General features: G+C 62.2%; 10 protein-coding genes. 4 read left to right on the forward strand and 6 right to left on the reverse strand.

What is annotated here, in order from left to right:
- Positions 1–26 precede the first annotated feature (26 nt).
- From G7048_RS20895 to G7048_RS20920, 6 genes are all read right to left on the reverse strand, one after another.
- Complete coding sequence (locus G7048_RS20895; protein ID WP_166069981.1) at positions 27–2,351, reverse strand: TonB-dependent receptor; 2,325 nt, start codon at positions 2,349–2,351, stop codon at positions 27–29.
- A 145-nt stretch (positions 2,352–2,496) separates the two neighbouring features.
- Positions 2,497–2,922: a DUF2946 family protein gene (locus G7048_RS20900; protein WP_371747579.1), complete on the reverse strand. Its 426-nt coding sequence runs from the start codon at positions 2,920–2,922 to the stop codon at positions 2,497–2,499.
- Positions 2,923–3,021: 99 nt separating this feature from the next.
- On the reverse strand, positions 3,022–5,172 hold the full coding sequence (locus tag G7048_RS20905) for a phosphocholine-specific phospholipase C (RefSeq protein WP_166069983.1): 2,151 nt from the start codon (positions 5,170–5,172) through the stop codon (positions 3,022–3,024).
- A 113-nt stretch (positions 5,173–5,285) separates the two neighbouring features.
- Entirely contained in the window at positions 5,286–7,529 is a 2,244-nt protein-coding gene (locus tag G7048_RS20910; protein WP_166069984.1) for a hypothetical protein, read from the reverse strand.
- A gap of 168 nt (positions 7,530–7,697) precedes the next feature.
- A complete protein-coding gene (locus G7048_RS20915; protein WP_166069985.1) occupies positions 7,698–8,642 on the reverse strand; it encodes a class I SAM-dependent methyltransferase in 945 nt (314 codons plus the stop codon).
- 89 nt (positions 8,643–8,731) lie between these two features.
- Positions 8,732–9,688, reverse strand: a complete 957-nt coding sequence (locus tag G7048_RS20920; RefSeq protein ID WP_166069986.1) for a Dyp-type peroxidase — start codon at positions 9,686–9,688, stop codon at positions 8,732–8,734.
- Between the two features lie 163 nt (positions 9,689–9,851).
- Between G7048_RS20920 and G7048_RS20925 the strand changes: the two genes are divergently transcribed.
- The 4 genes from G7048_RS20925 to G7048_RS20940 all read left to right on the forward strand — a co-directional run bounded on the left by G7048_RS20925 (position 9,852) and on the right by G7048_RS20940 (position 12,639).
- Positions 9,852–10,643, forward strand: coding sequence for an SDR family oxidoreductase (locus tag G7048_RS20925; protein WP_166069987.1), 792 nt, complete (start codon positions 9,852–9,854; stop codon positions 10,641–10,643).
- A 109-nt stretch (positions 10,644–10,752) separates the two neighbouring features.
- On the forward strand, positions 10,753–11,160 hold the full coding sequence (locus G7048_RS20930) for a PaaI family thioesterase (protein WP_166069988.1): 408 nt from the start codon (positions 10,753–10,755) through the stop codon (positions 11,158–11,160).
- 25 nt (positions 11,161–11,185) lie between these two features.
- A complete protein-coding gene (locus G7048_RS20935; protein WP_166069989.1) occupies positions 11,186–11,662 on the forward strand; it encodes a GNAT family N-acetyltransferase in 477 nt (158 codons plus the stop codon).
- 50 nt (positions 11,663–11,712) lie between these two features.
- Positions 11,713–12,639 carry a glutathione S-transferase family protein gene (locus G7048_RS20940; protein WP_166069990.1) on the forward strand — a complete coding sequence of 309 codons (927 nt, stop codon included), beginning with the start codon at positions 11,713–11,715 and terminating at the stop codon, positions 12,637–12,639.
- Positions 12,640–12,729: the final 90 nt, after the last annotated feature.

Below are 12,729 nucleotides of genomic sequence, written 5' to 3' on the forward strand. Positions count from 1 at the left end.
ATGATCTTCCTTTTGAAAAATGGAGTTCAGAGATCCCAGCGCAGCGATGCGGTGTAGGTGCGTTGCGGCATGGGGTGGAAGCTCCAGTAGCGTTCGTTGTTCACGTTGTCGATGCCGAACGCGCCGGTCAGCTCGGGCGTCAGGCGCACATGGGCGCGCAGGTCCACGATAAAGAACTTGCTGGTGCCGAAGTAGGTGTCGGCATTGGTGTCGCTGTTGTCCAGCGTGTTGAATTGTTTGCCGCTGTAGCGCGCGGCGGCGGTGAGCGTCCAGCGTGCGTCGGGCTTGTAGCTCACGAGTCCCGTGGCGCGCCAGCGTGGCACGCGGGGCTGCCATTTGCCTTCACTCGATGGCAGACCGGGGTTGGAGGCGATGCGCGAATTGGCGTAGGTAAGGCTTGCGCCAAAATCGAGATTGCGCACCAGCACCGATTGCGCGTTGTAGGCGAATTCCAAACCGGTGGTCTTCACACGGTCCACGTTCTGCACACGGCTGATGGTGGTGCCGGAAACCAGTTGGCTGATCAGCGCATCGCTCAGGTTTTCATGGAACAGCGTGGCGCGCGCAATGCCCATGCCGTTGCCCAGGTCCTTCTCGGCGCTGATCTCGCCGGTCCACGATTTCTCGGGGCGCAGGTTGGGATCGTTGATGAACGAAAGCTCGCCGCCGCTCGTGGCTCCATACAGCTCGCCCGTGGTGGGATAACGCACGGCGCGGCCAATGGCGGCGCGCAGCAAGGTGTCGTTGGTGGCTTGCCAGGAGATGGCGGCTTTGGGCGAAAAATTCGATTCGCTGCGGTTGGCGTAGCCAAGCGACTGCGTGGCGTTCTGCGTGAAGCCGCGCTTGGCTTCCCAGTCTTCCCAGCGCAGGCCGACAACGGCCTTCCAGTTCGGTGCAAAGCGCCATGCGTCCTGCGCCCAGAGGTATTGCGTCTGCGTCTGACCGCCCACATCGCTGACGACGGATTGCGGATTCACCGCGCCGTTGAACCAGTCACCGCTGACGTTGGATTTGTTGATGCGCAGCTTGTACGCATCGCGGCCCGCGCCAAATTCGACGATGTGCGCGCCTTGGCTTCCATCGGGTCGCCAGGTGCCCTTGGCGGCCAGCGTGTTCCAGCCGCTGCCGGTCATGGATTGCAGCGTGCCCGCGCCACCGTTCAGGGCGTTGGGCAGCGACGTGGTGGGCGCGCGTTGCTTGTCCTTTTCGTAGTCGTAGAGGCTGGCCGCCAGCTCCCAGTCGAAGGTGTCACCCGTGTGGCTCTTGAGCAGAAAACCGTGCATCCAGTGGGTTTGCGCATCGTTGGTCAGACCGAAGGCGGTGGGCGCGAGCGTGAAGGCAGAGCCGTTCACGTTGACCGTGCCGCTGTAGACGCTCTGGCCATTGGCATCGCGCAGAAAGGATTGCGGGCGGCCTTGCGAATCGTTTTTCCACCAGCCCAGCGTGTAGCTGGCGCGCAGGGTGGATGTGATGTCGTAGGCGAGCTTGATCTTGAGGTGATCCTGCACGGTGTGATATTGCGTGCCGGTGCCGAACACGTACCAAGGCTGGTTGTTCACGTTGCTGCCGGTGGCGGCTCCGGTGACGGGCGTTCCGGCCGAGCCTGGCTTGCCAGCGGATTGCAGCGCGGTGACGAAGGTTTGCGGAGGGCCTTCGCTGTCGGTGCGATTCAGATGCAGCCACCACGACCAATCGCCGCTTTTGCTGCCAAGCGATGCGCTGGTGTTCCAGCTTTTGAAGCTGCGGCTGGAGTTGAAAAGCTCGGTGGGTGCGGACGAATATCCCGCGCCGACATGGGCCTCGAACTTCTCGGGCATGCGCGTGACGTAGTCCACCACCGCACCTGCGGAGTTGCCCGCGTATTGGGCGGAGTAGGGGCCGTAGAGCACATCGACGCGCTCGATTTCCTCGGGCGTGACGAGGCCCCAGCGCGGCGCAAAGTTGGTGCCGTTGGCAATGCCGTTGCCCAGAAAGTTGGACAGCAGAATGCCATCCGCATAGACGACGGAACGCACGCTGTTGCCCGTGCCGGACGCGCGCGTGGCGAGAATCGCGTGGTTGTAGTCGCCGATGTAGCGCTTGCGCACCATGAGGCTGGGCAGGTACTTGAGCGCGTCTTCGCTGTCGGTGGCGTTGACGCGCGTGGCTATCTCTTCGCGCGTCACGCCTTCGATGGTGGCGGGAATCTGCGTGGGCAGACGGCTGGCCTTGCCGCCTTGTACGGTGACGGCATCCAGCGTCTTTTCTTCTGGGTTGCGGGCGGCGGTGTTTGCGTTGTCGGCGTTGTTGTCAGCGGCTGCGCAGGGCAGCGCGGCGACGCCCAGCACGAGCGCCATCAGTGGGCTTTTCATTTCAGTTCAAACCTTGGCTGTGCGAGGGCATGCAAGCTTGCAAGCAAGCATCACCGCACGGGAAATCCATATACATGACATGCGCGGATTCAGTCATTCAGCGCTTGGTGCGCGAACGGACTATTCACATGTCAGCGAAGCGATTTCAGGCGAACGGGGGCGGCCCTCGGGCCGGAGGCGGTGCGGCGGTGATGCCGGCAATGCGTGCGGCTTCAACAGGGCGAAGCGCATGGGCATAAGGAGAGGGCGGTGGCTCCACGGTCACCACCGGCGTGCTGGGTGGTGCGGTAAACGGCAGGCACATCGCGCATTTCCAGTGCGATGTGTCCATGGCCTGCTGGCCGTCTTCCGTTTTGATGATCAGGCGGATTTCGCCCACGCTGGAGCAGACCACTTCCATGCTCTGCGGATGGATCAGCGGAGCCGCCGATGCCGCGCCAAGCGACAGCAAAACCCACACGAGCACCATCCGGCCCCAGAGGCCGGTTGCCAGTTGGCGGATGCAATGCAGCGGGTTCATGCGTTGGTGAGGAGTGCGAAAGCGGTGGGCGTGCGCGTATTTCAGCGACATCGCCGTCGATCATAGCAAGCATCGACGGCGATGCGCCAACTATTTGCGCATGGGCATGCGCGCTTTTCGTCTATGGGCGCATGTGTGAGCGCATTTGTCTCAGTTGTGCGGACCGGGGTCGGTCATGCTGGCGCGACCGGTTTCCACATGACCTGCAAAGCGGTAGGCAAAGGCGGGCAGCTCTTTTACGCGGATGCCGATGTCGTACCACGATTGGCTGCCTTGCAGCGCAAATGGGATGTCTGCCGTTTCTCCGGGCTGGAGCGCCACTTGTCGGATCGGGTCCTTGGCGTAGGCGTTGCTCAGCGAGAAGGTCAGTGGCTTGAGGCCCCGGTTCACCACGGTGATGATGACGTCGCCGCGCACCGTGTCGTAGCAGGGGAAGGCGTCCGGATGCAGCGCCGGGGCTTGTGCGATATCGCCCTTGAATTCGGTGAGATAGCCGTTGCTGCCGTAGATGAGGTAATGGTATGGGCCGGAGACCTCCCAGTAGTCGGCAAAACTGTCGCCTGCCGCCACCGTGTAGCGGCGCGGTGCCTGTTTCAGTTGGAGCGCATCGATGACGTGAAAGCCCGCGCCGAGCTTGCCGGTGTTGGAGAAGTCGATCCAGAAGCGTTGCTCGTCCAGACTGCAGCGTCCTCGATGCAGAAACTCATAGTCCAGCGGGCGGTGCTTGCGGGTTCCGGGCTCTTGACGGGGCAGGCTCTGGATGGCCGCAGGCGTTCTGCTTGTGCCCAGTTTGGAGAGTGCTGCATCAACGGTGACGCGCGGAAAGCTTGGGTCGCCCGCCGTTGAAAAATCGAAAGCCGAGGTCAGATCGCCGCACACCGAACGTCGCCATGCGGAGATTTGCGGCTCGGCGATGCCGAAACGCGTTTCCAGAAAACGCAGCAGCGAGGTGTGGTCGAACGTCTCCGAGCAGACCCAGCCGCCGCGGCTCCACGGCGAGATCACCAGCATGGGAACGCGTGAGCCCAGGCCCACTTCGAGCAAGCCCGTGTAGCCGCCGCCTGGCGCGAGACCGTTGTTGTTGCCGTATGCCTTGGCGTGCAGGTCCATGTCCATGAACTCGTCGACCAGACTGTCGCGCAGCGATCGGGACACCATGCCGCGTCGATTGAGTGCGGAGTCGAGCACCGGCGCAGGCGGCACCACATGGTCGAACAGGCCATCGTTTTCATCGTAGTTGATGAGGAAGACGGTCTTGCTCCAGACCTCGGGATTGGAAATCAGCGCGGTGAGAATCGCCGAGATGTAGGTCGCTCCGTGGAACGTGGTAGCCGACGAATGCTCGCAGAATTTGTTGGGTGCCACAATCCAGCTCACCTGCGGCAGCTTGTTGTTCTGCACATCGTCGTGCAGTTGCTTGAGTGTGTTCTTGCTGGCACTGGCGTAGCCCCCTTTGTTGCGCAGCGGGTTGTTGATCAGGGGCTTTTGGTAGGCCTCGAAGAATTCCAGCGAGTTGTCGGTGAAGTTGTCGGTCTGTGCCGTCAGGCCCATGTATCCCGCCGACCCTCCCTGATAGACCTTCCAGCTGATGCCGGCCTTTTCCAGCCGCTCGGGATAGGTGGTCCAGGTGTAGCCGTTGGTGTTGTAGCGCTCCTGAATGGCGGGGCCGTTGGGCTTGGTGCCGAGCACGTTGCGCGGGTCCATGGTGCCGGTCCACATGAAGATGCGGTTGGGCAGTGTGTCGGCTGGCGTGGAACAGAAATACGCATCGCAGATCGTGAAGGCGTCCGCCAGCGCGTAGTGGAACGACACGTCCTGGCGCTTCAGATAGCCCATGGTCATCACGTCCTGCTTTTGCGTGAGCCACTGGTCGTTACGCCCTTCGTTGATCACTGCATGGCCATCCACCCAGCCGTGCAATGTGCCAGCATGGCCGGTGGTGTTGCGTGGGTCGATGTAGAACGGCAGCACATGGGGCACGTCGTTCGGCAGGCCACGGCTTTGATATTTGTCGAGCTTGGGCGAAGCCGGGGGCTGATACCACACGGGTTGGCCAGTGGGCAGCAGATGAGGGCGGGGATCGCTGAAGCCGCGCACACCTTGCAGCGTGCCGAAGTAGTGGTCGAAGGAGCGGTTTTCCTGCGTGAGCATGACCACGTGCTCCACGTCCTTGAGCGACTTGGTCCGGCCATTGGGCTCGATGGCCAGCGCGCGCTGGATCACGTCGGGGAACATGGAGATGCCGCCCAGCGCTCCGGCCGTGGCAACGCTGCGCTTGAGAAAATTTCGTCGGTTGTTCATACGCTGTCTGAGTGAGATGCCGCTCGCTGCGCGTCGAGCAGGCGAAATGATTTGCCCATCCGTGAATGGGGGCTGAATGGGGACGGATTGGGTTGGGCGTGGTGCTGTATGGCTCAGTGCTTGCCTTGCCATTTGCGACGCAGGCCGGGCACGAGCAGCATGAGCAGGCCCAGTGCCGAAAGTGCGATGGGGTGGTTCACGGGCACCGGCACGGTGGTGCCATCGGGACCGGTTGCTCGCGTCACCTTGAGCCGCGCCGACACCGGCTTGGTGTTGGCTTGCTGTGGCAAGCGCACGGTCAGGTCGTATTGGCCTTCGGGCAGTCCTGGCACGTTCAGCGTGAATTGGCCCGCTTGCACTGGCGTGGTCAGAACCAGGGGTAGAAGCGGGGCAGGCGCTGCTTTGCCTGCGCCATTCGTTGGGGTTGCTTTGGTGTTGAGCGAGGCGAGTGTTTTGGTGATCGCCGATTCCAGTTTGGCCTCGACCCGCTCGCCATCCTTTGCGCCCTTGGCCGTGCCCGAGATGCTCAGCGCGCGGTTGGCGAGCATTTCTTTGGGAAGCGCCAACTGCAGCGTGATCGCAGCGCCACCGCCACCGCCACCGCCACCGCCACCGCCATCGTCGTCCTTCGTTACCGTCAGCACTTGCTGTGCTTGCAAGTGCTTGCCACCTGCTCCGGGCAGGCTTGCCGTCACGTTGTAGAGGCCCACGTCCAGAGGTGGTGCCTGCACTGCAAATGACTGTCCTCGCACGGCTGCTTGCAGCAAATAGGCATTGCTTTGTGCGCCAGCGGCTTGGGGTTGAATGCGCAAGCTGACGACCTCGTCATCGGTGGCGCCTTCGGCCTTGCCAGAGAACTGCGCCTGTTTGTTGACTGGCACGTTGGCCGGAGCAGTGAGCTCCAGTGCACGCGATGTGGCGGTCGGCGGTATGGGCCAGGCACAGCCTGCGCCCGTTTGCGGAAGCGCGGAGCTGCTGCTGGCACCTTCGGGCAGTGCGTAGTTGCCTTCGACAAAGCGAATGCCTTCGGGCTTGGGCTCATCCGGGTTGGCGATCCGGCTGAGGAAAGCTTGTCCGCGTCCGCCCGCAGCCACCGGGTCGTCGTGCGCGATCCACATGGCGCCGTCGGGCCCGCGTCGCACTTGTCCGCCGCCGGTTTTCGACAGACCCGTTCGGCCGAGATAGGCACCTGATGAGCCGCCGGATGATTCGCCGCTTGCGACCGGGTAGCGCCACAGCCGTCCGTCCGATGTTTGCGAGACATACAGATATTGCCCGCTTGGCGAAAAGTCGATGCCAACACCGGCGAACGTGATGGCGTCGGTCGTCTGGGTGGTGGCCGTGACTTCACCTTCCACAGTAGCTGCGCAATGCATTCCGGCCAAGGCTTTGCAGGTGGGCTCTTCCTTGGGCGTTGGCTGCGGCAGCGTCCAGACGCGAACTTCTTTGAGCTGGCCGTTTGCCGCATTCATGGACAGCAAGTGGAGTGTCGATGTCTGCTTGCCGGCCGACGTCAAGCCGCCCCCGTTGAGCAGTGCAACCCACTGCGTGTCGGCGCTGATGGCCAGCGCGCCGCGAAGCGTATTGATCTTCTTGCTCAGTGGGGACACGACGGGCGCGCCAGCTGTGTTGCCGATGAAAGGCACGGCCACGGCTTGCGATTGGCCGGGGGTGGCCGTCAACACCCAGAAGCCCGTGCCGAAGGCATTGGGAAGGGCTGCCAGCATGTCGCCAGCCTGAGTGCTCGCAAGCGCCTGTCCGCCAGCGTTTCCGACCAACGCGCCAAGGCCTGCATTGGCTTGCGTGTCGATCACGGTGTACGACAGTTGGCCTGCTTTCGAAGCTCCTGCTTGATAGGAGGTGGTGACCAGCACATGCTGCCCGGCCTTGTCGGCCACTGGAAAGCTTACGGCCATTTGCGATGCGGACGGGTTGCCAGCCAACGTGCCCAGTGTTTGATGCTGGCGGTTGAAGAGGCGCACGCTGTTGCCGTCACCGAGTGCATAGAACAGCAGGCCGCCGTTGCGGTCCGCCACGGACACGCCGCCGCCCAGCGAGCGCGGTGCGCTGGCCGATGGATTGGCCAGCGCTTGCGCAGTCGCGCCTGAGTTGCCGAAGTCGAGCACGCCGCGTTGGCCGAAGAACCACCAGCGCTCGGTGGCGCGTGTCTGCGCGGCGGTGCATTGCCGCCATGCGGGGCGCTGGGCTTCGGCGGCGGAGGGCTCGATGGCCCATGCATCACCCGTGATCCAGACGCTCATCAACGCCAGGCTCAGGCGTGTCAGTTGGCGTCGGCGAGCGAATCGAGAACGCGTTGCGGGCAGGCCGCGCGTGGTTGAAGAATCCAGTGAGGACATCGTGAAGAGCAGTGTGAAATGGCACATGGGGGGCGAGTTTTGTCGCCTACCATGACTGCTCCGTGAAACGAAAAAAATACAATTGAGAGTGCTTGTTCCATGATCCCAACTGCGATTTTTCGCTTCATAGCCGACCTGCATCAGCAGGGGTTCACGGCCTCCGCTGGATCACATGCTTGCGCGATACACCAGCACCTTCAACGCGCGATCAGGATCGCGATCCGCGAACACCGGCGGGTTGGCCACGCGTTCCACGAACTGCAGCGTGGGCGCTTCGGCCTGCATGTGTTCATGCACGAAGGATTCGGGCAGCTCGGGTGCATTCAGGCAGATGAGCGCATGCCCGCCGGGTGCCAGCAGGTCGGGCAGGCGGCGCACGAGGCGCGCGTAATCCTTGGTCGCGACGAAGCTGCCTTTTTGATAACTCGGCGGATCGACGATGATGAGCTCGTAAGGGCCTTCGCGCGTGATCTTGCCCCAGCTTGAAAAGATGTCGTGGCCGAGAAAGCTCGCACCCTTGTTCACATCGTTCAGACGATGGTTCTGCTGACCGATGGCGAGTGCGCCTTTGCTCATGTCCATGTTGATGACATGTGTGGCACCGGCCTGCAGCGCGATGACGGAAAACGCGCAGGTGTAGGCGAACAGGTTCAGCACGCGGTATTCGCCATGGCGGTTGCCTTCGACCGCATGGGTCGTGACATGCTCGCGCACCCATTGGCGACCGCCGGCCATATCGAGAAACAGACCATGGTTCTGCCCGCGCGCCACATGCACCGTGTAGCGTGTTCCGGCTTCGGTCACCACATGCGGATCGGGCACGCTGCCGCTCATGATTTGCGTGCTTCCCAGACCGCCGACGAGGCGAATCTGCAGCACCCAGTTGAGTGGTTCGCCCGGAGCGATGTCGGCCCAGCGTGCTTCGAGCGCCTGACCGATGGCGGCGATGCTGGCCTCGTCCAGCTCGGCAAAGCTGGTGAGCACGATCACGGGCGGAAACGCGTCGAGCGACAGATGCTCGCAGCCCGGATGCATGCCGCCGCGACCGTGAAAAATGCGTGTCGCATCCAGCGGGCGGGACATGTGTTGGATGGCGTCGAGCAGGGCTTGCATGGGGTGTGAAGTAAGCGGGCAGGGAGGGGCTGAAAAAACAAAAACGCAGTGCGCGTGAACACACTGCGTTCGATGAGGTACCGGGTATTTTAAATCTTCAGCAGGCGCAGATCGAGCTGGCCGCCGTGCATCGGTGGGCACCACAGATAGGAGCCACTGGTGGGGTGCGAGAAGCGCAGCAGACCATCGGTGATGCCGTCGTCGAGACCCGCCATGCGGCGCATCTGGGCTTCGTAGGCGTCGAGCGACTTGCCGTAGGCGGCGAACATCAGACCGCTGACATCCTCGCCGTGATCGTGCAGCAGCCAGGGCATGGAGCGGCGCAGCACAAAGGCCTCGGGCTCGAAGCTTTCCTGCGCCGTGCGCTTGACGTGGGCGGATTCGGGTGCGTCTTCGAGCTCTTCGTTGTCCGTCAGGCGGCGGCCCATGATGTGGTCGCGCTCTTCGGTGCTGAAGGACTCGAATTGGTCGTAGTCGTGCACCCATTGCTGCACGGCGACGAAGCTCGATCCCTGCAGGCCGGGTGCGGCGTCCTGCACGAAGGCGGCGGCTTCGGCTTCTTCGCCTTCGGGGTTTTCGGTGCCGTCTTCGTAGCCGGTCAGGTCGCGGCCATGCTCGGCTTCAGGATCGCCGTGGCGGAAGGCGTCGACGACGACGTTCACACCGAACGCGGGCGCGAGCAGCTTTTCAAATGCGCGCACGTGGTTGGCAAGGTCGCCCATGTCGGTGCCGCGCAGCCAGAGCATCAGTGCTGCGGGGGTGGACGGAATCAGCAAGCCGTTGGTGCAGGTGAGCTGCGGAAATTCACGCAGACCGGGAACCTGCGCGCCGACAGCCGCAACGAGTTGCGGGCCAAGGGCGGCCACGACGGCCTTTCCATCGACCTCTGTCTGCAGGCGTTTGAGAGCCGCCTTGATGGCTGCTGCATCAGCATTGTTCGCTATCGAAAAGAAAGCGTAGCGAGCCAATGGCGGGATCGGTTGGAAGATGCCTGTCTGGTAGGCCAGTTCGGTGGCTTGGGAAGTTGCGGTCGTGGATGTTTGCATGGTCATAACAGTAGCAGAGCCGGGCAATCCGTCTGCCTTGCGGGTAATTTTTCCTGCTTTTTTCTTATGGCGCCACCAATCGCCAATGCGACATGGGCACGGCGACAAGCTCGCGACAATAGAAAGCTGATTTTCCATCCACTACATAAGAGGAAGCGCTGTCATGTCACGCTCTGTGCAGGAACTTTTCAATCTCAAGGGCCGAACAGCATTGGTGACCGGAGGCTCGCGCGGTCTGGGTCTGCAGATGGCAGAAGCGCTGGGCGAGGCGGGTGCCAAGGTGGTGATCACCTCGCGCAAGGCGGCCGATCTGGAAGAGGCCGTGGCGCATCTGGCGGCCAAGAACATCGACGCCCGCTGGATTGCCGCCGACTGCGCCAAGGAGGCCGACATTGCGCGCCTGGTGGACGAGACGCTGGAGCGCGCGGGCGACATCGACATTCTGGTCAACAACGCAGGCGCGAGCTGGGGCGCAGCCGCCGAGGACTATCCGCTTGAAGCCTGGGACAAGGTGATGAATCTGAACATCCGTGGCTACTTTCTGCTGAGTCAGGCCGTGGGCAAGCGCAGCATGCTGGCGCGCGGCAAGGGCAGCATCATCAATCTGGCGTCGATCGCCGGGCTGGGCGGCAATCCAGTGGAAATGAAGACCATCGCCTACAACACCTCCAAGGGCGCTGTGATCAACTTCACACGGGCGCTGGCCGCCGAATGGGGACCGCGCGGCGTGCGCGTCAACTGCATCTGCCCCGGATTCTTCCGCACCAAGATGGCGACCGTGCTGATCGACTCCATCGGCGAAGAAAAAATGTGCGCCGGCGCGCCGCTGCGCCGACTGGGCGACGACGAGGACCTGAAGGGCCTGAGCCTGCTGCTGGCCAGCGACGCGGGCAAGCACATCACCGGCCAATGGATGGCCGCAGATGGCGGCGTGAGCGCGGTGCTGGGCGGTTGAGATAGCGGAGGCAGCGGCCAGCAAAAGTGCGCGCCAGCGGCTATGCTTGTGCGCATTGATTGCACAACGCGCTTGCCGTTTCCGGCAACGCTTATCCGGAGACCCTATCTTGTTGAATTTTCGCGCCGACATTCCTTTCGTGAACCTGCTGGGATTCACGCTGCATCGCATGGAGAACGGCGAATCCGAACTGCATTACACGCCCAAGCCGGAGCATCTGAATTCGCATGGCGTCACCCACGGTGGCGCGACGATGACGCTGCTGGATGTGGCGCTGTCCGTGGCGGCGCGCAGCGATACGCCCGAGCATGGCATCGTCACCATCGAGATGAAATCCACCTTCATGGCTCCCGCCAAAGGCCCGCTGATCGCGAAGGCCAGGCGCATTCGCCGCACACGCACGATGGCGTTTGTCGAGGGCTGGGTCTACGACGAAAGCGGCGAGATGTGCACCATGGCGACGGGCACGTTCCGGTATGTGGAGCGCAAGAAGCTCGCGCCAGTGTCCACCGACTGATGATTCACCAGAGAAGCACATTGACATGACTCTCAAGATGCAATGGACCTGGAAGCGTTTTGACGATATGACGCCGCACGAGTTGCATGATGCACTGGCGTTGCGCTGCCGGGTTTTCATATTGGAGCAGGGGCCTTATCAGGACCCGGATGGCAACGATAAGCACGCTTGGCATCTTTTGGGCCGTGCACCCGAATCGGAGCATGGCAATGCCTTGCTTGCGACGCTGCGGATCGTGGATGCGGGCCTCAACTATCCCGAGCCATCGATTGGCCGCGTGGTATGCGCGCCCGAGATTCGAGGGCTGGGAATTGGGCGGCACCTGGTGGCCGAAGGCCTGGCGCAGGCGCAGCGCGTGTTTCCCGGTCAGGCCAACCGCATCAGCGCACAAGCCCATCTGCAGCGTATGTATGGCGAGCTGGGCTTTCAAACGGTTTCAGAAGAATATCTCGAAGACGATATTCCGCACGTGGAAATGCTGTACACCCCGAAGTTGGATTGATCGGCGCTTTTTCCCAGCGCCGATCACGAGAAAAACCAGGAGACAACACCGTGAGCGAACTGATACTGCACCACTACCCCATGTCCCCGTTCTCGCACAAGATCAGGGCGATCATGGGTTTCAAGCAACTGGCGTGGAAGTCGGTGATCGTGCCCGGCTTCATGCCCAAGCCCGATGTGGAGGCGCTCACCGGAGGTTATCGGCGCACGCCGTATCTGCAGATCGGTGCGGACATCTATTGCGACACGGCGCTGATCTGCGATGTGCTCGAACATCACCAGCCCATGCCCACCTTGTATCCCGAACATCTCAAAGGCCTCTCGCGCGTCGTGGCGCAGTGGGCCGACGATCGGATGTTCTGGGCCGCCATGTCGTACAACTTTCAGCCCAGCGGCCTCAATGTGCTGTTTGCGAATGCCGATCGCTCGCTGGCCGAAGCGTTTGTGAACGACCGCAAGGGTATGGGTTTTCCGCTCATGCATGCGCCGGAAGCGGCGGTCAACTATCGCTCCGATCTGCGGCGCATTGCGAGCATGCTGGACGAGAACCCATTTCTGCTTGGCGATCAACCATGCATAGCGGACTTCGCGGTCTATCACCCGCTGTGGTTCACGCGGATTGCCACGCCGAATCTGGCGAGCATTTTCGATGCCACGCCGCAGGTACTCACCTGGATGGATCGGATCTCGACACTGGGCCTGGGACGCATGGAGAAGATGGCCATGCAGGACGCGCTGAGTGTGGCGGCCCATACGGAGCCAGCGGCGTTGCCGGAGCATGAGGTGTTTCTGGACGATCACGGGATTGAACTCGGGAGCAAGGTGGCGATTGCGGCGGAGAGTTTTGGGGTGGAGCCTACGGTGGGCAAGTTGATTGCAGCGACTCGAACGCGCTATACCCTCGCACGAGTGGATGCCCGAGTAGGCAATATCCACGTCCACTTTCCCCGCGTCGGTTATGTGATGAAGGCGCTTTGATTTTTTGTTTTCTTTTTGGGTTACGAAGCCTGTTCGGCTTCGATTGGTGATTCGTTTTGGGGCGCCAATACAGCCCCTCATGCTTTGTTG

The organism is Diaphorobacter sp. HDW4B (genome assembly GCF_011305535.1).
In the GTDB taxonomy this organism is placed as follows: domain Bacteria; phylum Pseudomonadota; class Gammaproteobacteria; order Burkholderiales; family Burkholderiaceae_C; genus Diaphorobacter_A.